The sequence below is a fragment of the Evansella clarkii genome (genome assembly GCF_002019695.1).
Classification (GTDB): Bacteria; Bacillota; Bacilli; order Bacillales; family Salisediminibacteriaceae; genus Evansella; species Evansella clarkii.
Genome location: NZ_KV917376.1, coordinates 3,873,152 through 3,896,253 on the forward strand (window position 1 = coordinate 3,873,152; position 23,102 = coordinate 3,896,253).

Annotated in this window: 22 protein-coding genes and 1 pseudogene; 6 read left to right on the forward strand and 17 right to left on the reverse strand. The window is 34.2% G+C overall.

Features of this window, described 5'->3' with window-relative positions:
- Positions 1–372: 372 nt before the first annotated feature.
- Entirely contained in the window at positions 373–1,557 is a 1,185-nt protein-coding gene (locus BK582_RS18060; protein ID WP_078596381.1) for a DUF4317 domain-containing protein, read from the forward strand.
- A gap of 109 nt (positions 1,558–1,666) precedes the next feature.
- Here the strand turns inward: BK582_RS18060 and BK582_RS18065 are convergent, their stop codons facing one another.
- The 6 genes from BK582_RS18065 to BK582_RS18100 form a co-directional block, all read right to left on the reverse strand.
- A complete protein-coding gene (locus BK582_RS18065) occupies positions 1,667–2,347 on the reverse strand; it encodes a hypothetical protein (RefSeq protein ID WP_078596382.1) in 681 nt (226 codons plus the stop codon).
- Positions 2,348–3,260: 913 nt separating this feature from the next.
- A complete protein-coding gene (locus BK582_RS18075) occupies positions 3,261–3,746 on the reverse strand; it encodes a GNAT family N-acetyltransferase (RefSeq protein WP_244895426.1) in 486 nt (161 codons plus the stop codon).
- Between the two features lie 133 nt (positions 3,747–3,879).
- Entirely contained in the window at positions 3,880–4,179 is a 300-nt protein-coding gene (locus tag BK582_RS18080) for a MazG-like family protein (RefSeq protein ID WP_078596384.1), read from the reverse strand.
- Positions 4,180–4,218: 39 nt separating this feature from the next.
- Positions 4,219–4,782, reverse strand: coding sequence for an LOG family protein (locus tag BK582_RS18085; protein ID WP_078596385.1), 564 nt, complete (start codon positions 4,780–4,782; stop codon positions 4,219–4,221).
- A gap of 231 nt (positions 4,783–5,013) precedes the next feature.
- Positions 5,014–5,484 (reverse strand): hypothetical protein, encoded by a 471-nt coding sequence (locus BK582_RS18090; protein WP_078596386.1) that lies wholly within the window; start codon positions 5,482–5,484, stop codon positions 5,014–5,016.
- 715 nt (positions 5,485–6,199) lie between these two features.
- Positions 6,200–7,114: a tetratricopeptide repeat protein gene (locus BK582_RS18100; protein ID WP_078596388.1), complete on the reverse strand. Its 915-nt coding sequence runs from the start codon at positions 7,112–7,114 to the stop codon at positions 6,200–6,202.
- 300 nt (positions 7,115–7,414) lie between these two features.
- On the opposite strand from BK582_RS18100, the gene BK582_RS18105 reads away from it, so the two are divergent.
- Both BK582_RS18105 and BK582_RS18110 read left to right on the forward strand, forming a co-directional pair.
- Complete coding sequence (locus BK582_RS18105; protein ID WP_078596389.1) at positions 7,415–8,680, forward strand: APC family permease; 1,266 nt, start codon at positions 7,415–7,417, stop codon at positions 8,678–8,680.
- A gap of 98 nt (positions 8,681–8,778) precedes the next feature.
- On the forward strand, positions 8,779–9,357 hold the full coding sequence (locus tag BK582_RS18110; RefSeq protein ID WP_078596390.1) for a bifunctional transcriptional activator/DNA repair enzyme AdaA: 579 nt from the start codon (positions 8,779–8,781) through the stop codon (positions 9,355–9,357).
- 234 nt (positions 9,358–9,591) lie between these two features.
- On the opposite strand, the gene BK582_RS18115 is transcribed toward BK582_RS18110, so the two are convergent.
- Positions 9,592–10,350: a Nif3-like dinuclear metal center hexameric protein gene (locus tag BK582_RS18115; RefSeq protein ID WP_078596391.1), complete on the reverse strand. Its 759-nt coding sequence runs from the start codon at positions 10,348–10,350 to the stop codon at positions 9,592–9,594.
- Between the two features lie 126 nt (positions 10,351–10,476).
- Positions 10,477–11,037, reverse strand: coding sequence for a class I SAM-dependent methyltransferase (locus tag BK582_RS18120; RefSeq protein WP_078596392.1), 561 nt, complete (start codon positions 11,035–11,037; stop codon positions 10,477–10,479).
- Between the two features lie 281 nt (positions 11,038–11,318).
- On the opposite strand from BK582_RS18120, the gene BK582_RS18125 reads away from it, so the two are divergent.
- A complete protein-coding gene (locus tag BK582_RS18125; RefSeq protein WP_078596393.1) occupies positions 11,319–11,939 on the forward strand; it encodes a TetR/AcrR family transcriptional regulator in 621 nt (206 codons plus the stop codon).
- Positions 11,929–13,185 carry an MFS transporter gene (locus BK582_RS18130; RefSeq protein ID WP_169911122.1) on the forward strand — a complete coding sequence of 419 codons (1,257 nt, stop codon included), beginning with the start codon at positions 11,929–11,931 and terminating at the stop codon, positions 13,183–13,185. The genes BK582_RS18125 and BK582_RS18130 overlap by 11 nt, the downstream gene beginning before the upstream one ends.
- Positions 13,186–13,556: 371 nt before the next feature.
- Here BK582_RS18130 and BK582_RS18135 read toward each other — a convergent pair whose 3' ends face one another.
- The 4 genes from BK582_RS18135 to BK582_RS18150 all read right to left on the reverse strand — a co-directional run bounded on the left by BK582_RS18135 (position 13,557) and on the right by BK582_RS18150 (position 16,623).
- A complete protein-coding gene (locus BK582_RS18135; RefSeq protein WP_078596395.1) occupies positions 13,557–14,186 on the reverse strand; it encodes a Type 1 glutamine amidotransferase-like domain-containing protein in 630 nt (209 codons plus the stop codon).
- 139 nt (positions 14,187–14,325) lie between these two features.
- Complete coding sequence (locus BK582_RS18140; RefSeq protein WP_078596396.1) at positions 14,326–14,880, reverse strand: GNAT family N-acetyltransferase; 555 nt, start codon at positions 14,878–14,880, stop codon at positions 14,326–14,328.
- Positions 14,881–15,017: 137 nt separating this feature from the next.
- Entirely contained in the window at positions 15,018–15,779 is a 762-nt protein-coding gene (locus BK582_RS18145) for a class I SAM-dependent methyltransferase (RefSeq protein ID WP_078596397.1), read from the reverse strand.
- 61 nt (positions 15,780–15,840) lie between these two features.
- Positions 15,841–16,623 carry a class I SAM-dependent methyltransferase gene (locus tag BK582_RS18150; RefSeq protein ID WP_078596398.1) on the reverse strand — a complete coding sequence of 261 codons (783 nt, stop codon included), beginning with the start codon at positions 16,621–16,623 and terminating at the stop codon, positions 15,841–15,843.
- A gap of 217 nt (positions 16,624–16,840) precedes the next feature.
- On the opposite strand from BK582_RS18150, the pseudogene BK582_RS18155 reads away from it, so the two are divergent.
- Positions 16,841–18,080: pseudogene (locus tag BK582_RS18155) on the forward strand (IS110 family RNA-guided transposase).
- A gap of 167 nt (positions 18,081–18,247) precedes the next feature.
- On the opposite strand, the gene BK582_RS18160 reads toward BK582_RS18155, so the two are convergent.
- The 5 genes from BK582_RS18160 to BK582_RS18180 form a co-directional block, all read right to left on the reverse strand.
- The gene (locus tag BK582_RS18160; RefSeq protein WP_078596399.1) at positions 18,248–19,225 is read right to left on the reverse strand and encodes an HD domain-containing protein; all 978 of its coding nucleotides are present in this window, start codon (positions 19,223–19,225) and stop codon (positions 18,248–18,250) included.
- A 120-nt stretch (positions 19,226–19,345) separates the two neighbouring features.
- Positions 19,346–20,716 carry a M1 family metallopeptidase gene (locus BK582_RS18165; protein WP_078596400.1) on the reverse strand — a complete coding sequence of 457 codons (1,371 nt, stop codon included), beginning with the start codon at positions 20,714–20,716 and terminating at the stop codon, positions 19,346–19,348.
- Positions 20,717–20,985: 269 nt separating this feature from the next.
- A complete protein-coding gene (locus BK582_RS18170) occupies positions 20,986–21,444 on the reverse strand; it encodes an SAM-dependent methyltransferase (RefSeq protein WP_078596401.1) in 459 nt (152 codons plus the stop codon).
- A 496-nt stretch (positions 21,445–21,940) separates the two neighbouring features.
- On the reverse strand, positions 21,941–22,372 hold the full coding sequence (locus BK582_RS18175; RefSeq protein ID WP_078596402.1) for a VOC family protein: 432 nt from the start codon (positions 22,370–22,372) through the stop codon (positions 21,941–21,943).
- Positions 22,373–22,639: 267 nt separating this feature from the next.
- Positions 22,640–23,074, reverse strand: coding sequence for a PH domain-containing protein (locus BK582_RS18180; protein ID WP_078596403.1), 435 nt, complete (start codon positions 23,072–23,074; stop codon positions 22,640–22,642).
- Between the last annotated feature and the right edge of the window lie 28 nt (positions 23,075–23,102).

The window sequence follows — 23,102 nt, forward strand, 5'->3', positions numbered from 1 at the left end:
TGTTCTTATTTATACTTGATTAATATATACTCTTAATCTGAAGGTGTCAATACAAATAATAATGATTACGGTTTTCAATCAGGATCCTGGACGTGTGAAGGAAAGATAACGCCTCCCCACTCTGCCATCTATAATAGAAGGGAGAATATATGATGCTGGGAATAAACCCGTACATTCCTGCGGTTATAAAATATATTCCACTTCCTTTAGAATGCTGAAGTGCAGTGGAAACCTATAAATGCAGTATGGAATTGGAATATTAATATGTTAAACTAATAGAATGCTTAATAGAGGTGAAGAGTGAATCAACCTCTCCCTTTTCTATTTAAAATAGTAAATGCTCAATATACAGCTATCAGGAGTGGGAAAAACATGAACAAAAAAAACATTGCACATTTTCGCAGACAGTTTAAACCGGATAACGAGGCTTTGAAAATCCATGACATGTTATCTGTTTATGTGATGAAAGAATCCAGCGAGATTTTTCATTATCAGACACAGCCTTTTGGAATGCTCGAGCAGGAGCAGCAGGAATTATTTATGAATGGTTTTAAGAAAAGCCTTGGAGGCCAGCTCGACGAAAAGTTGTTCGAACTGAAATTTCAGCGGGACGTTCAGGACAGCAGCCAGCTTATTTTACACCAGGCGTTGCTGAGCACCGATACAGAAGAATGGACTAACAACATGCTGCGCATTACCGAAAAAATCCTGAAAACGAAAGAATACGAGAAAGACATTGTAATCACATTTATCCGGGGAGAGTATTTCAAATCCGTAAAAAGCCAGAATGAGGAATCTGAAGAAAATGAACGGAGCCCCGTTTATACTCATCCATTTATTTTGTGTTCAATAAATGTTACCCAGGATCCAAAAAAGGAATTGCTTTTTGACTATACTCAAAGAGAATTCAAATACAATATTGTCGTAGATCCGATCATAAACTTAAACGCGCCAATCAGCGGCTTCCTGTTTCCATGTTTCACGAATAATGCTGCCGATGTGAACCACGTTCTCTATGCAGCCGGAAAAGCAAATGAACCAGACTACCAGTTCATTGAGGAAGTATTAAATGGAGAAGAAACCATTACTGCCGCAGAAGATAAAATTATTTTTGAGGAAGTCGTCAGAAATGTTACAGGAGACAAAGTAAACACGGAGACTCTTTCCAGGGTCTATGAAGAAATCCATCACATCGTCGAGGAGAATAAAGAAGCGGAAGAAGCTCCACGCTTAGATTATAAAGACGTGGAACGAGTTTTATCGTCGAGCGGGGTCAAAGATATCAACACCGAAAAAGTGGAAGCTGCTTTTCAGACCGTGGTGAACGACAACAGATATGAAATTAAAGCAAAAAACATTGTTCCGAAGTATGCATCCAAATCCATTAAGATCGAAACGAAGGTCGCCAATATCTCCATCAGCCCACAGGATTTAAGTTATGTGAAACAGATTAACTTCTACGGGAAAAAATACTTAATGATAGAAGTAGATGAAGACACAGTGGTTGACGGATTCACAATGATCCCAGAAGCACTGGACGGAAGTACCGGAGAATAAAGTAAATGCGCCAGGTGCCTGGCATTGAAAAAGGACGAAGAATATCCTCTTCGTCCTTTTTTAATATAATCGTTTGTTAAACGCACCCATTCGCTAAATAAGGGAAACGTTAGTTATATAATATTTCCTCAATGTTATCAATTTCATATTTGTTTAAGAATTTAGTAGTTTGTTCATCCAAATCGACTATTAAATTTACCCAAAATTTTTTGGAAACACTATCTTCGCCACAAAAACTAAAAAATTCATTACCATCTAGCCTAGCCAGATTTTCATTTATTGTAACCCCCGATGTATTTTTCTCAGCTGCTTTTATCCAATCGAAATGTAATTCCCGCAAATACCCAATAGTTTCATTTAACTCGGAATCAAGGACAATTAGTGTATCATCTAACTCTTCTAATTTGTATTCTTCTCCGTTCGTTAAAGCGAATAAAAACGAAAAAATTTCTAGTGAATTATTGTGAGCTTCATTATTAAAATTAGAAATGTTAAGACGGTTTAAATCAACAGCCAGCATAACATATTCTTTAGTTATCGTTCCTATATCTATATTGAAATGTAGGAGGAGGTTTGCCTGCCGCTTTGTTATTTCGCCAGAATCAAGGATCTCATCAAATATATTGTAAGTCGAAACAATACCTCTTACAACCTTATGAATATCGTTGTTTAGCTTTTGAGAAATATGTTCTTCATACATTTTCTTATCTTGATATTGATCATTAAGAATAAATAAAAAGATAACAATTAATGTTACGTATAATATTGGCTTATAATGTTTCTTTATCAATTTTTCCCCTCCCATACGTACTATGTTTTAATTCCTTTATTCGACACCCCCCTTTAGTTTAACATCATTTTCCAGTTCTTAGGTACAAAAAAAGAGCTGCAACATTGCAACTCCCCGGATCTTCAACAATTTCTCTCCGTTAGCACGATATCCTAATCAATAACCTCGTCCAAATGAGGCGCGATGTAAATATTATAAATAAGTTCCTATCATCCTCGTTATGTGAACTAGACAGAAGAAAAGCGAACCACTGACCAGCCATGCTGTTTATTGTTATATTTTTTGTTTCCTTTTAGCAATGAATGGCCCTAATATAAGACCTATCGAAATCGGAAGAGACGATATAAAGGCAAAAGTGAAGTTATTTATATTTATGAGAGTGTCAAAATACCATAATGGAGGGTATATAATAGCCGCTGAAATAAAAAATAGTAAGAAGGTCATCTTACCACGGCCATCCTCATGAAAATTATTGTTCATATTCCCCTCCCATACCTTATTTACTGATACCTCCAAGTGTTATTCTTGTAGGTACGCAAGAAATATTGAAAACCATAGCTCAGTAGTTTAGCCGGCTCATCCCCCAGTTAACAATGATATTTCTATTCCTTCAGGCTACAGCTGTACCAAATCCGCCGCCAACTGCAAAGCCAAAGGTCATTACTAAAAAGCTTGATCCATAAACAAATGCGTTCCTAACTGCGGTTCTGCTCAGTCATATTTTGGCTCCCCACCATCTCCATCCAACTTTTGACACCTCGTTAGTTGTAGATTGAATGCTAAACTCATTACTGTCCTCCAATAACCTTTACCAGTTTCATCTTAACCCCCTTTTAATATGAGAATCCTCCCAATACTTCAATAAGAGAAGCGGCAGCTTCTTGTACTATTGCACCGTTACTCCAGTAGAAAATTATAATTTCTTTTCAAAAAGGGTTATGAATAAGTGTTCATTCACCATGACTTCTTTAATATTTTGAAATCCATTCTTTATATAAAAACTAACTGCTGGTGCATTTTTAGTACCTGTTGATACTTTTATCGTACCAACCTTGAATTTACTTTCAATGAAATTTAATAGCAACTGTGCAATTCCTTTTCTAAAATGGTTTGGATGTACGACTAACCTATGAATATCTAATTCATTGTCAATTACTTTTATAGAAATTGCTCCGCATAAATGTTCATTTTCATAATAACCAATGAAAGTTTCTTCGCAATGTTGCAAAGTATAAACTGTATCTTTTAAAGGAGGTATTTCATATGAACCAATTATTTCTGCTTCTACCTTATATGACGGTATTTGAACATTTAAAACATCCTCAGCGTGTTTTCTATTACTAATTTCAATTATCTTTATCAAGAAACCCTCACATCCAATTATTATCTTCTTCTTCAAAACCGCTCGTTTGTTCAAAAGCCCTTATTGAAGGGACCCCCCGCCGTTAACTACACAAAGGCAGCGATTTTTTGTTCAGCTATCGCTCTCCGTTAGTGTAGGTGTAGTTTTTAACCTTGATATCATTAACTTATCATTTGTAACTAATTTTACTTTCCCACTTATTCAACTTTTTGCTAACTAACTTTCCGAACTCTTCATCATCTTCAGATAACTTATAATATATAGCTAAGGCGACCAAAACAACATCGATACATTCTTCTTTTACATCATCGATTCCTAACTGTTTATAGTCACTTCCACTTGCTTTAAGATAAGATAATACAGCTTGAGCAGTTTCACCAACTTCCTCGGTTAACTTTAATGCCATTTGTTCTAACGTTTTTGGCTCACTTTCACTAAGTAACTTTATTTCTTTTAGCAATTGCTCCATGATTTCTCCCTCTTTTAAATTAAAATTAGTGATATTTTATTACCATTTATGTATATAAGCACCCTCATATTTTTTGAGCTTATTAACTAACTCTTTTGAATCTCTATCAATAACTATTAAATCTTTATACTCTGCTTTAACAAACCCTTGTTCAATCATATGGTCAAAAAGCGATATTATAGGTGAGTAGTAATCATTAATATTGAGTAATGCACACGGTTTATTATGGTATCCCAGTTGAGCCCATGTAAATACTTCAAACCATTCTTCTAAAGTTCCGGAACCACCAGGTAATGCAATAAATCCGTCAGCATATTCTGCCATAAGTGCCTTTCTTTCATGCATAGTGCTAACGACATGTAATTCAGATAGTTGTTGGTGAGCTATCTCAACGTTTTTTAACTTCTCTGGGATTACACCTATTACTTTACCACCTGCATTCATTACAGCATCTGCAACTGCCCCCATACAACCGACTGTCGCTCCTCCATATACAAGGTCCATCCCATTATCTACTAATACTTTCCCCAGTTTTTCAGCTTCTTCTATATAGGTTGGGTCAATTCCTTTACTAGAACCACAGTAAACTGCAATTGTTTTCACAAATATTTCATCCTCTCAAAAGTAAGGTCGAACTTTCCAATACAACTCATTATATATTACCATGATTTTCTAGCAAAAAAGGAAAAATTAACTACACTAAAATTAAAAAAGAATGTACAAATATTTATTGTGGAAAACTCCCCGTTTGTTGAAAAAGAGCAGCGAGAGCTGATTGAGCTATCACTTGCCATTTATTTCAAGAAGGGAATGTCTACATGAAATTTACTCTCCCTATTTAAACTTTCGCTTTAAAATATAATCGATAATAAAGAAGATAACAGCGAAGATGGAAAAAAAGAAATTGGCAGTATTGAATAAGATTTCACCAAATGTATGTTGTGCGAAGGTAGTGGAATCGAAAATGACACCATACGGCAGGACAAATGCGAATCCAAATAAAAAATGAAGCACAAGGGAAAAAACATTCGAGTATTTTTTCACATGGAAACTAATCTTTTCCGAAATTACAGATGAAAAAATGCCGTAAATAAAAATAACAGGCACTGCATAAATAGAATAAACTAAAATGCCTAATGCCCAGCCTCCATCCGTGGATGGTACAGGCTCAATGATATTTAATATTATAACTGCTATTATCGAAGTATACATAGCAGCCATCATTTTTCTCTTAAACATTCCAACGCCGCCAATAACAATTACTATGAATACTACAACTATTAAAGCCGAAATAATAAAAGCCACACGGTGCTCCTCCTCTTTATTTGCATTAAAAGAAGTTGGTTATTCAATTCTTCTCCCCCGTTAGCACCATAACAGCCCTGGCAGCTGCTTGAAGTACTGGACTAGTTTGTTCATTAAAATGAGCAGCAACAGCCTTTTTTACTAACGCCACCAGTTAACTGGCATATTTAATAACAACATTAAGAATAAGATTGGTCCAGTCATTAATAACCCTGCCCAAATAAGAATTGTACTTTCAATTCTCTCTTTAAGTTTCAGGTAAGCTAATAAAATAATTACGCTTAACGGGTGTATGATGAACACAATAGCCAAAAAAGTTAGCATTATATCAGCAGTAGTAGAGGAGTATCTCGTTACAACTAAATACATACTGAAAAATAATACGAATGTATATACAGAAAGAAAATTCCAATATGATTTTGGTAAGTATTTCATCATTTATGCCCCCATACTTTTTAGAGGATTGGACATTTTAGTTTTTTACGACTCCCCGTTAGCACCATAACAATGGCACTTACTTGTTGATCTCTCCCCCTATATTTTAACATCATTTACCAATCACTGGGTACAAAAAAAGAGCTGCAACATTGCAACTCCTGATTTCACTATCGCACCCGTTACTTTAAGTACATTTATTCACAACCATTATTTTGTAATAAGAAATGCGACCTCTTATGATAAAAAAACAACCATCCTGTTTGACAGTCCCAGTCTTTTATTTTTGATATTCAGAATTATTATGTAATTCACAACCAAACAGATAGCAAGCACTAGTACTATAAGGTTCAAAATCTAATTTAGGAACATAGCCAGAACTAAGAAGCTCTATCATTTTTTTATAATAGTTATACTCTTCGATATATTTTTTAATTACCTCCTTCTTATCGTTTTCCGTCCAGTTTTCATCTATTTCTTCTTTCTTAGTGTCTTCTATTTCTCCTTTTTTCTCTTCAATAGCTTCTTGAATAACTTCGTCTATACGTTGGACATTATTAGTTTTATATAGAGCATAAACAAATCTACCAATCCAATTAGGAGTTTTCCAGTATTCTTTGTACCCCTTTTCAAACCATTGAATAGCTTCTTTATAGCAATTTAATTCAACATATAAATCAGCTACTTCGATTTCTCCTACAAAATCATCAGCTTTTTCGTTAAACGCATCCAACTTTATTTTAGCCTCTTTTGTTCGCCCTAGATCAATTAAACATTTTACATGGCTATACATTCTATGATCCGAATCTGCTGCAGTTTTTATGAAGTACTCCGAAGCCTTATCCAGCTCTCCAAGTTTATAATAAACTACAGCTAAATTTTGAAGTGCTTCATTGGATGCTTGAATCGAAACAGACTTTCTTAATGCTTCTTTAGCTTCTTTCCACTTTTCTTGCTTAATGTAAATATCCCCAAGAATGTTATACGGAAAGTATGAGGAAGGATTCATCGTAACAGCTTCTTTTATTAATTCAAGGGCATTATCTTCATCCTCTTCCTCATTAAGGTACATCCAAGCTAGATTATTTAACGATTGTACATCTCTAGATTCATAGACTGCTTTATGAAAAAGTTCCATTGCTTTCTCATACTCATTTTGTTCAAACAGTTCAATCGCTTTTTGATTGGTGTTCAAGTAAGTACCTCCAAAGTAAGTTAATAATTAAGAAATATTTTAACGCTAGTACAACAATTCTCTCCTTTATTTTAACATCATTTTCCAATCCGCAGGTACAAAAAAAGAGCTGCACATTTGCAACTCGTGATTTTACTATCGCTCCCCTTTAGTTGAATAGCTATCCCAATGACTCTCAAGAAACTATATGCCAATAAAAATTATTATTACTGAATTAACAATAGAAAATTAGAACGCAAGAAAAGAGAAGAAATTAACCCCCTTGAAGTGTTAATGTTTTAACTGAAAGGGGGGATATTTGTGGGAAAACGCTCTATTGGTTTATATGAAGGTATAGCATTGTATATTGCTGCAATACTTGGATCGGGTGTTCTATTTATTTCATCGGTTACAGCTTCCATTGCAGGCCCTGCATCCATATTGTCTTGGATAATTGTAATTCTTGCTAACCTTCCACTCGCCTACACATTTGCTTGTCTAGCACGTGAATACCTAGATGCTGGTGGTGCTGCAACTTTTGTAAGGAGATCATTTGGATTTCATTCCGGAAATATTGTGGGTTGGTTTTACTTTGTCACTGCTGCAGTTGGGCAGACTATTGTATCTTTAACAGGGGCATTTTACATTAGCCAGGCTTTTGGATTTTCTGACTTGGCAAGAACCTTGATTGCGTTCACCATTTTAATTATTGCAGGTATTGCCAATTATAATGGAATTAAAATCAGTGGTAAAGTTGCACTAATCATAAGTGGCTGTTTACTATTACTGCTTACACTTACTATTATAATTTCAATACCGAGTATCAATTTGGAGAATTTTACACCCTTCGTCTCTAAAGGGTGGTACTCAGTTGGAACAGCAATAACAGCAATATTTTGGGCATTTTTTGGTTGGGAAGCTATTTGTAATCTTTCTAATCACTTTAAAAATCCCGATAAAAACATTGTTAATAGTACCATTATCAGCGTAATAATTATAGGGATATTATTTTTAGCACTAAGTTTTGTAACAATTGGAACCAGGACATACGGAAGTATAGAGAGTGATCTTTCACCAATTGGTGCTATAATGGGAGAAACACTAGGAGTAGGTGCACAAATTGTGACCGCTATGTTGGCATTTTTCATATGTATTGGAACTTCTAATGCATTTGTAGCAAGCCTGACGCAACTGGGATACTCCTTGAGTAGAGATGGGGCGTTTCCAAAAAAATTATCACATATGCATCCAACTAAACAAATCCCAAGACGTATGGTTGTTTTTGTAATTGGTTTCGCAGGTATCGGAGTTATTATTACAGAATACTTTACAATGACATTTAATGATATTTTATTTATTCCGACTTCGTTAGGAGTGTTAGTATATATTTTTTCTATGGCTGCTGGTGTTAAACTGTTTAAAAATAAAACTTTACCCTGGTGGTCCTCTTTATTATCACTAATCTTTTGTATCCTTGTATTACCGTTTTTTCAATTATACATCTTTGTCCCTGTAATCATTACCGCTTTATATGTTAGCTATATGACATTTCAAAAAAGGTTTCTACCTTTGAAGAAAGCAGGCTAGTCAATGAAAATTTGAATTGACATAATGGTTTATTGGAGAGATGTAATGCCTACCTGCTATTAGCTAAGAGAAACTTTATCAATTGGAGAGTTTAATCCATGAAATCAAATAATCTATTTTCACTCAAGGTAAAGTGGAAGGCTATAGTTAAATGCGACAAAAGATATGATGGTAAGTTTTTTTATGCCGTAAAGACAACGGGTATTTTTTGTCGACCATCTTGTAAATCCAAAACCCCTAACTATGAAAATATATGTTTTTTTAAAAATGCTATGGAAGCTATACAACAAGGATTTCGACCATGTAAAAGATGTCGACCTGAGCTTTTTATTGACATATATGACCCTCAACAAGAAATAGTGGAGAAAGCTAAATCTTTTTTAGAAAAGAACTATGAAGAAAGAATCACCTTAAACAATCTTGCTGTCAAAATTGGCGTAAGCCCTTATCATTTAAGTCGAATCTTCAAAGAAAAATTAGGCAGCACGCCACACAAATACCTTGAAAATATAAGAATTCATAAAGCCAAGAGCTTGTTATTGAACACAGATCATAACATCATGGAAATATGCTTCCAGATAGGGTACAAGAATCTTTCTAGTTTCTACAAACACTTTAAAAAAGTATGTGTCTGCTCACCTCACCAATTTAGAATTAACAATAAGAAGATAAATTAAGAATACCTTGCAGATATTATGAAGGAACAACTACTGGGCTAAAAAAAGTTATAAAATAAAATAAGAGAGAAATAAATTTACTCTCCTAACAAATCATACTGGAGAGTTTTATATTGTTTTAAAGCACCCCGTTAGCTTAAGTACATTGATTCACAAATTGGAATAATAATCGCCGTAAAGAGTAAAGGCAGCCGCTCTACCTATCTATTACCTGTTAGTAAAGCAGAATTGCTGTTATGTATTAGCTTCATAGTGCTCTTCATTAAGTCTCACTACTTCAAGTTCTTTTATCTTCTCACACAATTTCAAGGCTAAATTTTGAATTCCAAAGAGTTCTATGAAAGTATGACTCCCAATAATAAGATTTATCCTTTTAAACTGAGCATATTGGATAGTATACAAATTACATTCACCTGTAATGTATACATCACAATTATTTTCAACAGCTTCCTTAAGGCAAGCTGTTGGGGCACCATTACCACAAACTAAGCCCACTCGCTTAATCTTTTTGTTATTAAATCGCCAAGATTTAACTGGTTCTTCAAGCAGGTTTTCAACATTGTTTACTAATTCATTAAGTTCAATTTCTTTATCATATTCTGCGATTCTACCAAAATATAACCCTTCCCATCCGTGGGTTCTTTTAATAATTTCTACATTCAATTTATTTAATAAGCTATCATTTGTTCCAAAGTTGCAGTCATCAAGTGGCAAGTGATTATAGTAGTGACTTATACTATATTCAGCTAGTTTTTCCATGCATGCCTGTTTTAATCCGTATATTTCATCCCATGCGGGGTGGTGCGTCACCATCATATCAACTCCATGAATTCTTGCTTCCTCTATAGTTTCAAGTGTCAGGTTAACACAGTATCCTAATTTATTAACTTTTTTCTCTACATGGTATGTAATTCCAGATTCACTAGCATAGATATCTTCATTTGTTACTTCAAAAAAACCATTAATTCTTTTAACAATTTGTGAAACGTCCATATACTTACCTCCTCAATTATAATTCCTTGTTAAATTAAACTCCCCAATACTTCGATAAGAGCAGCGATAGAATCTTGTGCTATCGCTTACCCGACACTTTAAGTACACTTATTCACAAATGAGGTTTTATAGTTTTAGAGCATCAATAATCAGAGAAGGAAAAACAAGGTTTTCACCTTGATTTCTGGGGTCATATTTCTTAGAACGAAAAATTACACCGTCAACTCCATCCCATTGATTTTGATAGAACTTTCCTTCTTCATCAAAATACTCAAGCAATTTAACTTCATATCCAGCAGTTTCAAACATTTTCGTCAACGTTTTATAATTGTGAACGATTTTGTGACTAGCTGCTGAGTGTTCTTTTGGACCAGGGCCTCCCACTTGTACTATACTTTGATAAGTTTCATCTCGAAAATATCCATCAGGTACTGCACACCGAATATATCCAGAATGTTTTAGGTACTTATAACACATGCTGGCAGCCATAACACCTTCTTCGTATGTAAGATGTTCCCAGACGTGTTCAGCCAAAATTGCTTTAATAGAACTTTTATTGAACTTGCTTTGCCACATATTTTCTTCTAGTAAGTTTAATTCATCTTCCTGTGTATGTATCCACCCTGGATTGTTGACATATTCCCCTGCTCCGATGACCACTCTAAAGTCTTCTCCAACTTTATTCAATTTTAGCTCATCCTTTCAATACTAGTTATCCTATGTAAAACAGTTATGTTTACATTTTTCTTGTTGCACTATTCCCCTCATTAGTTTAACACCATTTTCCATTTCGCATAACTTTAAAAAAACGAGCTGCATAAATACAGCCCACCATTTCACTAGTGCTTTAGTCTAGTATAATACCTCACAATCTCAGCAGAAATCGTGTTGACAACAGTTTTTAAATCATGCTAACATTTATATAAACGACCGGTCGTTTTTTAAAATCGCGGAAAGGTGTGATATAAATGTCGCCAAGGATCTCTCCAAAGAAAAAACAATTAAATAAATTACATATTGCTGAAAAGGCTTTGGAAACCTTCAAACAACACGGTTATCATAAAACCTCGATGAGTTTGATTGCTAAGGAATTAGGCTGGAGTAAAGGCGGTCTCTATGCATATTTCGATAGTAAAGAAAGTCTTTTCATTCATATTCTCCAGCATTTACTGGATGAAAAATCATATTTATTAACTAAGGAATTCCAAACCAATAAAGCATATGATCAACTAATAGAACAGTGGAATCGTATTTTTGACTCGTGGAAATCACTAGATGCAAAGAGTTTGAAATTAACTTTTGAGTTTTGGTTAGAAGCCTCAGAGAATGACGATTATAAAGAGAAATTACTAAATAAATATAAATCAAGCGAAAAATACTTCACAGAAATTATTGAATTCGGTATAAAAAATGGAGAGTTCAATATAAATTTAAATCCTGCTTTAATTTCACAGCTTTTTTGGTCATTAATTGATGGACAAGTGCAATTCTGGGTAGCTAGGAACCACCAGCCTACGGAGAAAGAGTTAGACGAGTTATTTACTCAGTTAACTATTTTATTAACTGGAGTTCGGGCTGGTGAGAGGTAACATTAGTCTACTTAAAAATTTAAGCAAAGGTAAGTTCCGTAATTTTTGGCTGACGCAGGTCTTTGTACTAATAGCCATACAATTTTATTTTATATCTCTATCCTGGATGACTTTAGATTTAACAGGTTCCACCGTATTGCTGGGGACCCTGCTAACGATCACCGCTGTTCCCCGCTTAATTATCATGCCGATAGGCGGGGCTTTAGCAGATATAATAAGTCCCAGTAAATTATTAATGATTAATATCCTTCTGTTATTTTTTTCATCTTTATTTTTTACTTTTACTATGTATTTTGGTTATTTAGAAATCTGGATGTTAGTAGTATTTTCCATAATATTTGGCATCAGTACAGCACTTTTCCTCCCAACTTCTTTTTCTATCATACCAAAATTAGTGAACGAATCACGATTACAGTCGGCCAATTCATTAGCTCAATTAGGATTACAGCTGTCCACTTCTATTGGTCCCGCTTTAGCAGGAGTAATTATTTCTCTTTTTGGTTTGCCTTCTATTTACTTGACAATAACTATATTTTTTATTATTTCATTATTATTCTCTTTAGCGATCGGCCATATCGAAACAGATAACCAAGACCGTAATAACCTTTCCTTTAAAGGCGTATTCGTTGATATTGTTGATGGGATAAAGATTGTTCGAGGTATCCCTCTATTAATTGCTTTAATTTTTATTTCTGCCCTATTAAACATAAGTGTGATCGGTCCTCAACAAATCGGTCTTCCTTATATTGCTCAGACATCCCTGGAAGGAGGTGCCCACAACCTTGGCTTTATTATGTCTGCCTTGGGTGCAGGTACGCTGGTCGGAGCATTATTAATTGGTTTACTAAACAATATTAAATCTCCTATTATTATTGCGTTCTCTGTTGCAGTGGTGTTAGGTGGAATATGGTCACTTGTTGGTGTTTACCAGAACAAACTTGCTGTAATATCAACCATTTTATTCTTTAGCGGGGTCTGTATAGGTGTTTTGAATGTATTAATTTTGACCCTCATACAACGGAAGACACCAAAAAATGCTATTGGAAGAGTGATGAGTCTTCAATTGCTTGGCTCAACAGGCATTCAGCCAGTCTCCTTTTTAATTGTAGGGTGGTTATTAGATATCATTTCAGTAACTACATTATTTATTTTAAGTGGATTAATAATATCTATCACATCGCTAGTAAGTTTGATAAGTAAAAACATCAGACAACCAGACATTAATGCCAAAAGCAGGGCTCTCTGAGTATACGATATGGTTTAAATTTATCACCCAAGGCTTAGAGCGAATACTGTCCTACCTCTTCGCTCTAAGTCAGGCCGTTGAAGGGCGACTTGCGGCTTTAACCTAAAATGATGTTGTAAGCGTCAAGTTAAACCTTGGACAATATACCTTTTTGGTTAAGACCTTTATGGAAATATTCACCTAAGTATTCATCAGGGCCCTTTACTTTTAAAAAAGTAATCACATTAGTTTTGTAAATTTAAAATGTACTTAAACTACACTTCCATAATTTTAATATTACTCCCTAATGCCCTGGTACAAAAAGAGAGCTGCAACATTGCAACTCCTGATCTCGCTATCGCTACACGTTAGTGGAGGAGCGTTAAGGTAGATCATTCAATAATAATTACTTCTCCGTCCTTTAATACCCTAAAAGGTATTTTATTATTAACCATATATTCTATTGCTTTATCAATATCCTCAGACTCTGGATGTTCTGATTTATAATGTGGAGCAATTGCATATTCCAAAATATGCAGTCCATCCCAAAAAGTTTGATGATACCTTTCTCCATAAGGCTTTTGATCTGGGTCATCAACTAAATGAATACCTTTTAGTGTTGGTCCAAGGATACAAACTCCAGCACTGTACCCTCCATATAAGATGTTCTTTTTATCCTTATAATATTTTTTAATGATTTTATCGAAACCACTTAACCTCATTGCCTGTGCAAGAACGAATGTATTGCCTCCCCTTACCCAGATAACATCATACTTATTAAGTTTTTCTTGTAGCCCTTCTGTGTTACGGAAATACTTTTTCAGATCAAGAATATCCACTGTAAAACCGATTTTTTTAAGATCCGATACATCCATTGCGTCACTTTTATTCTTTCTTTCTAAATCAGTTGCAAAATCTAATGCGTTATTGATATAAGCAACTTTTTTATTGCCGTTTTTCGTGATGTCTATTAATTTTTGTTCTTCATTACCAATTTTATAAGATGACAGATAAAATTTCATTATATTCTCCTATTCCCCCTTAAATGAATCCTTTTGTTAAATAAAGATTATACTCGTCTCTTTCACAATCCTCCCCGTTTTTGGAACAGGAGCAGACACTGCTTCTTCCGCTATCGCTTCCATTAGTTGAGTAGTCAATTTACATAAATTCCTTATACCAATTTAAAAACTTTTCTTTTTCTATAACATTTAAAAAACACTTTGATTTTACTTGAGCCTCTAACTTCTTATGTTCTTGTGGAAAATCATTTTCTGCAAATAAGGTAATATAAGGTAACTTTTCTTGTGCCTTTTGAGAACGAATATTGGTTGCTTTTGCCCCAGCGAAAACATAGTTTAAATTCATTTCATAAAAAGCAGTATATAGTATTTCTGCCTTTGCTAATTGATTATAGCCCTTACCCCAAAAATGATGACCTATCCAAGTACCTATATGACATGTTTTCTTTACTTTATCAATATCCTTAAGGGTAATAACCCCGATAAGTGTATCGTCTTCATTTAATATACACCTTGAATAATCATTTCCTAATTTTTCCTGTTCAAGAACAAATTCAATAAAGGCTAAAGTTCCTTCCAAAGTTGTATTTTCCTCATTAAGTCCTAAAGAATCCTTTACCTGTGGGGTTGAAGATAATAATGACATATCCTTAGCATATTTTATCTGGTGTGGTACTAATTTAACTTCTCTCATCCCAAATACCCCCTTATTCTTATTAAATGCTACATCTCTTTAGCACCATACAGCCCTTGCAGCTTCTTGAAGTATTGATCTCCGTTAATTTGAGTGTATCAGTTCACATTAGCTCATCATAAACGAATTAAATGTACTTATTTCTCACAAACAATAGAGAACATTCGGTGAGGTATTTCCAACATTGATCCTGAAAAGTTACTCTTTAAAAGACTTTCTAAATCATTGTCGAATAACAATACCTCTTCCATTGATAAACTCCCACCTATTTCAGTTGAAGTTCTCATTCGACCTCTCCATTCATCGTGGGTAAATATAGTTGTTATATCGAATGTAAAAGTTTCTATATTCGAAAAACCAACTTTGTAAACCTCTTCAATCCATTGTGGATAAAAACCAAAATTATTTAGTTGATTACACTTAGAATTATAATTAGAAACAAGTTTCTTAGTTTCAGATACTATATTATCTCCCATATTAAGCTGGTCAAATTGGGCAATAACAAATTTCCCACCTTCTTTTAAGACTCGTAAGGCTTCGCTACTTGCTTGTTCCGTAGGTAATACCTTCCAACAATGAACTGCTGTAATGAAATCAAAAGTTTCATCATTAAAAGGTAATTTCGTAACATCACCAAGAACATAATCAATTTTTAATCTTGTACTATTCTTGTTTTCTGCTTCATCTAAAAGCTCTGGTGAATTATCTAGTCCAGTTACATAGCACCCTTTGTTTGCTAAATCTGTCGCTACCAAACCATTAGAGGTGGCAATATCTAAAACCTTTTGATTTGGTAGAGCTATCCCGTATTCTTCCTGTAATTTATTATAAAACTTCTTTGGATATCCACCACGATACTTGCTAAAATCTTTAGCTACATTACCAAATAAATTCCTCATTGAAACTCTTCCTTTATCCGTTATTTTATTGGACAGATAATTCTTAGATGAAGAAGCATTTTTATTTCTTCTCAGCGATTACATACACATAATCACCTAAATGGCTACTATATTTGTTTAAAACATCTTCTATTTTTTTACTTTCAATGTCCAATTTCAACTTATTACAACCTTCTTCAATTTCTTCCTTTGAAGCTATATTTGCAAAAGTAGAAATTCCAGAGCGTACTTTTTCATCTAAATACATTTTCGGGTCATACTTACCACTATAAAGGAAAAAATCTTTTAAATTAGGTTGTATTAAGAAAGTTTCATGGCCAACAATATTAAACCCAACTGTTTGTAATGTATCGCTGACTTCTGCTACATTTGGCATTTGATTTGCTGAGATTTCAATGGCTTTTGGAAAATATTCTTTAAGCCAGTAATTATTCATTTGTTCAGGAGATGAAGTAAAGATTACAAATCTACCTTTTTCAATAACCCTGTATACTTCTTGAAAAGGGACTAATAGTTCATCGAAATGATGAATGGCTAACGTACAGGTTGCTCCTTTATAGGTGTTACTCTCATAAGGTAGTTGGTTAACATTAGCTACTTCCCAATCTATTGATTTTGACTTTCCTTTTGCTTTCGAAATCATTTCTTTAGAAACATCACTGCCAGTCATATGTAAACCTGAACTTTCTAAAGCAACAGTATAATTACCCGTACCACAAGCAATATCTAGTATTTTACTTCCGTCAGGTACTTGTAAATGATTCCGCAAACGCCTTGCAATTTCAGGGTCGGCTTTTCGAGTAGTATCGTAAGCTAAACCAATATTATCGTATAAAGATGCCATCGCAGAAACCCTCCTTTTTTAAACTTCACTTTATAAGTTTTCCATTTCCTATTCAACAAAACTTACCTCCATTTTAACATTATTTCCCAATACCCTGGTACAAAAAAGAGCTGCAACTTTGCAACTCACAATTTTACTAACGCTCCCGTTCCAAGCTGTGACACTGCAAGATAGTCTAGGGGTAACCAGCAATTTATTTTAAGGAGGAGATTATATAATGGATACAGTCGTAGGTCTGGATATCTCAAAAGGAGAAAGTCAGGTCCAGGCATTCTTGGAAAAGAAAAAACCATACCGTAAAAGTTTTAGTGTATCTCATACTATAGAGGGTCTTGATTCTCTCGTTCAATTTCTAGAGGAAATTAAAGAGTTAACAGGGCAAAAACCACCTGTTGTTTTAGAGTCAACTGGCCATTATCATACGCCTGTAGTTCAGTATTTAGAGGAACGGCATTACCTATTAATTATTGTTAATCCGTTGATTTCTTATAAAGCAAAGAGTTCAAGTTTAAGAAAGGTAAAAACGGATGCCATTGATGCTTATCACCTCTGTGAGCTTTATTACAAGGAGGATTTGGAGCCATATAAAAAACGTGGCATACAGCTTTTGAATCTCCGAAACTTAACTAGACAACATGAGAATATTACAGGGCTTTATGTTCAAACCAAGCTGCAATTTCAGGCCGTGTTAGATCAGGTATTCCCCGAATATAGAGGTGTTTTTGGTGACTTATATTCAGTTGTTTCTCTGCTTACTCTATTAGCCTTTCCATCGTCAGAAGATATTCTTCAAGCTAAGGAAGCTGATTTAGCAGACAAAATTAATGAACTATGTAAGAGTCGCTCTGATAAGTGGGCAAAGGGGAAAGCACAAGAACTTAAAAATACGGCAGCTCGTAACCCCTTTAAGAAGACGATGTACCAAGTCATATTCTAAGCCTAGGTTTATATATTGATATGATTCTTCAATATAAAGAGCATCTAACTAAGTTGGACGCTGAGATAGACGCTCTCGCAAAGAATATTGAAGAATATAAGATTATCAAATCTATCCCTGGTATAGGAGAAATCGCTGCAGCGATTAATACTGAAATTGGGGAGATAGATCGATTTAATCACCCAAAGAAGTTAGTAGCGTTCGCTGGATTGATCCAAGCGTCTTTGAGTCTGGTAAATTCACGGCTACTAAGAATCGAATTACCAAGAGAGGCTCCAGCCGCCTTCGACATGCCTTATATATGGCTGTTCGTTGTTCCATACGTGATAAACGTAAAAAAAAGAAAACCGATGATTTCATACAGCCTAGAAACAAGCGTATGAGAGAGTTCTATGATAAAAAGCGTGAAGAAGGAAAACCATATAGAGTAGCTGTCATAGCGTGTGTTAATAAGCTCTTGCATTGGATTTTTGCTTTACTAAAAATAAAAAGCAACACAGCTTTCCAAGATGTGGCCTAATAACAATGTTTAGCTAAATAACTCAAAACCTTCCAGCGTGTTGATAATGGAAGGTTATTTGGCATGTTCAATTTTAGTATAACATGGCTGTTTTATCTTTTTTAGAGAAAAGATATTGACAAACTATTAGCTGGTTTAGCCTAAGTACATTTCTTCACAAACATTAACTATTCAGAAGTAATTACAACTTCTAAATCAAATGATAAATCATCCAAATTGTGCATAATACCTCTTGCTTCATTACTACATTCTGTAAGTGGTTCCCCCTCACATAAGGGAACTTTACTGTATACCTTCCTTATGCTAATCGGGTAACCTTCGCCTGTTTTGATATTATTAATTTTAATTTTATCTGATTCAAAGAGTAAAATATTTATTAGTTCCTTGGCTTTACAAGAAGGAGATGTTTTTAACATTGACACAACATCTAAGTCTGTTAATCGAGCAAATTCATTTTTGTTGATTTTATCATCTACACTCCAATGGAGTATGATTGATTCGGCTAATAATCTGTCTACGGCAACCATTTGTGGTGATAAGAAAAGTTTATGGTCTGACAAAATTAATTTTAATAAATAATGTCCTGTTTCAATATCGGTATCTATTCCTTTAGAAGTACATCTAATTTTATGTAATAAATGTTTAGGGAGAATTTCTATATTACCCGCCATATATGTGTCTCTAAAAAAACTATCAAGATGGTCAATACCTAATATATCTTTTTTACCTGTAATAACGGAAGGCTCATTTAAAATCCCTATAATTTTATACGGATTAATATTAAATTGTTGCAATATGGAAGATACTTCATCTTCTAAGATATATTGTTCTGTTAATTGATGATGGTTAAATTTTAAAGTGTTTTCTACTGCATGGGAGAATGGTAGATGTCCAATATCATGTAGCAATGCCGCTACCCGTAACTCAATATCTTCTGGAAAAAAGAAGGAAGTTAGTTTCCACACACCTACTGTATGTTCAAATCTACTATGCACAACTGATGAAACTAATGAACCAGCACCGAAATGTGCTAAATGTTTCAACCTTCTTAGTGGTTTACTCTGAATCAATTGTTTTTCCAAGTTATTAGGAGTGATATATGGATAAAGTGGTTCTGAAAATTGTCCTGCTTCGTTTTGCTTCAATGTATTTCCTCCTTTAATAACAAATAAATAAACAGGAGCAGCAACATTTATAACTGTTCCTGTAATTTTAAGTAAAGCTCTCCGTTAGTGAAAGAAAAAATCATTATTATAATGTTTTATTCAGTTGATATTCAACCATTGTTCAAACAATGAATCATCTTCTATTTGGAGGTAGTATTTTAAGAAGCGGACAAATTCCTCAGTATTAACTTCTTGAAATTTATAGTGCTGATAATATTCGCTTAAAAAGTTTTCTAAGGTTTGAATTCCTCCGTGTTCCTCAAAGATATCCCAAAGATTAATCATTGATTGATTATAAATATAAGTACTATGATTACTCGGATACTTATGTAATGGCATATTTGAAGGCATTGGTTCTAACCTTTCATAAAATCTTACAAATTCCATCTCTTCCTCCTGATAAAAAAACAAACTGGTAACAAGCTCTGTTATCCCTTCATCTAACCAAGCATCAAAGTATGGGTCATTACTGATAATCCCATAAAACCACTGGTGTGCTATTTCATGAACAACAATTCTTGAAATAGATTCTTTGTTAGTGAAATTCCCATAAACTGAACCGGCTGTTACTACACCAGGGTATTCCATACCAATACCTTCAAGAATGATATCTAGTTGTTCATGGGGGTATGGACCTATGGTGTTTTGAAAATAAGTGAAAGCTGAAGCTGCATCTTCCAGTATCTCTTCTAGGAATTCTATATCTTCATTGCTTCCAAAAACCCGCAAGTTAACATTTTCAACGTTCTTTTCAACAACTTGAGTTTCGTATAATAGAGCAATAAAAACCTCCTTTACGTTGTTGATGCGAATACTATTTTTATTTTTGCTAGGATTTTCATCTTTATCACTTGATGTTACTACTGTATATTCATCTGGGAAGTTGTATTTTATTATAAAATCACTAAATGTAGTATGATAGGATTCTCCAACAAAAGAGAATGGTTGCTTATTCCACCCGTCGTGGTATGTAGGGACCATCGGATACCATTGTGCAAGGTGGTAATTATCCTGGTGTTTTGTAAATCTAAAACCTTCATCTGGAAGTGTAAAAGTGTAACTCATCTGAAAATCAACTGTTTCATTCGGAGTAATTTTCTTCTTGAGTGGAACCTTTAACATATCTTCCTCAATTGTGTAATCAGTTTTCTCCTCTTGAACGGTTAGAGATTGAATCTTAAGGAAAGGAGGATTATCTTGTTCTGGTAAGCTATCTTCCGTAAACATATTCGGAATAAAATAAAACACCAACTCTTCCCATTCCTTACCTGAATTATTAGTAATTTCAATTCTTACATCAGCTTTAAATGTCTCTTCTTTATGCATATAAAGCTCTATTTCATAGTTACTCTTCTGACCTGGCTGGATAGGTTCCGGGGTAAAACTTTCTCCAATTGAATGATTATTTAACCAATAAATTGGAATTGTAACCAACAAGAATAGCAATAAATAAGGTCTGTATTTCCACATACTTACCTCCAAAAAATTTATACAGTAATCTTTCTAGAGGGTATAGGGTAATTCCTTTATTTTACATCATTAACTTATTAATCAATGGATGTAACAAAAATTTATAAAATCTTCTTAATTAATGAATTCCCCCCTTTACTTTAACATCATTTTTCAGTTCGCAGATGCAAAAAAAGAGCTGCAACATTGCAACTCGTGATTTCACTATCGCTATCCTTTAGTTTAATCAGAAGTAGGAATGAACTTATTTAACAAAGTATTAATACATGTTAACTCCAGTAATTTTTCATAATGTCATTTGTCCATTTAGGTTGAACAATTGACTCCTTTGGAAAAAATTCTTTCATCACTGGTTTTATGTCCAAGATTGGTGTCTCATTAATGCAATCGAGACCTCCCACAGTTAGTTCTTTTCCTTCTCGTTTAATTAGCTCTACTGTTGTAAGACCTAATTGATTAGGTCTATTTTTTCCACGTTGAGCAAAGATGCCAACTTTAGGAAGAGTTTTATCATTTCTTGGATATCTTGCACCTGTAACTATTTTGCTTTTGTCTACTAAATGGAAGTAATAGATTATCTCTAAATGGGAAAAAGACTCAATTTCACTTAGAGCTTCCTCTGGAAGGGCACGATCCAAGATTATCTTGGTTACTACTTCCCCCCAGTAATCATCTTCAATTTCATGTCTTTCATTATATGCAACACCAATTGGATTTATTGTAATCATCTTATTTCTCCTTTTCCCTTTCTTTTTATTAGTCTTTATGGATTGCTTCCCGTTAGTTAAAACTCCCACAAATCCCTTACATATATTAAAAAGAATTCTCACTCAGATAGATGGGAGTTTGTTATCAAAAATAATGTTTATTAATTTTACATCCCGGACACCTTTCGGATGTATTTTCCTGATTTTTCGTCTAGTATTGTTATCAATTCATTTTCTTAATATGAGCTATGTAATAGAGCTAAAAACCTGTCAAAAGCTACTTCTACTTTTTCGGGACTTTCCATCACATAAATCCCTTCTTCAAAAGAATAAATTACTTTCATAAAAAACTCCTCTACTTTTAATGATTGCTATATTGTATTTAGGCAATGTATTACTTCCCCTTTGACCAAGCCAGAGCTTGCGGCTTATTAAATTAAAGCTCTCTGTTAGTTGAAGTAGAAAGTCTCAAACACTGGTCTATGGCATTCTTTAAAAGGAAACTTTCAACTCTCTATCAAAATGAAATCATAGCTCCTCGTTCATCGAATACTGAGTCTGGGTTCCAAGCAATCTCCCAAAGGTTGTTTTCGGGGTCCGAGAAATAAGCTGTTCTTCCTCCCCAGAAGGCATCACTGGGTTCTCTTAAAATATTCCCACCTACTTTTCTAATAGCATCAATTGTTGTATCAACTTCTTCAGGTTTATCTACGTTGATGGCAAAAGTTACGCCACGAAAGGAATCTACGCTTTCAGTAATTTCAACTCCTGCATCCTTAGCCAATTCCCCAATAGGAAATATCGAAAGAATAACGCCCGCCGTTTTAAAGGCAGCGTAATTATTAGAACTTATCTCTGTTTCTTCCCATCCTAAACTTTTATAAAACGAACGTAATCTTGGTAAATTGAATGCACCAATAGTAATCAAGCTAATTCTTTGCAATACCATCAATATTACCTCCATATTTTTTATTAAGTAGTAATTTCCACAGACTGTTTAAGAATCCTTCTTTCACAATCCTCCCCATTAGTTTAAGTGCACTCATTCACATATTGAGAATATTTACTATCAATCTTTTCACACATACTACCAATAATCTTGTAACATCACACAGGAATTAGCACACCAAATAGCACAATTGGTCAGTTAATTGATGTATGATTTTTTTCCTTGCTTCCCAAAACCAAGCCCGTTATTTAACTGTCTCTCCCTCTTTTAATCATTTAATATCCTCTTTATCTTTTCATCCAGCTCAATTTCCGGATTCTTCTTCAATATTAATAGAATAAATTCCCGTTCTTTTTCGGGCGATACTAACACGAAGTCAGCAAACCTGCCGTATTCTATTTCTATTCGGTCAAGTGACAAAGCCGGAGCGGACATAGGATTTTTTGTTTTACTGAGTTTTTTTATTTCTTGAATTGCTACCGAATTTTTTACAGGGCCGTATTTAAGAATAATTTCTTTATCTTCGACTATGTATCCAGTAGCAAACCAAAACCAGCATATGAATAATGAAATCGGCAATGCTATTGCGAGACCGGCTATTTCCCCAAGAATAAATGCAGGTACATTCGTAGCAAAAATCGCCCCCCAAACCACAACAGCAAGCCATAGATCCTTTTTTGACGAAAAATACATAAACTTCATCCTTTAGTAATTAAAGTAGTTGCAGGAC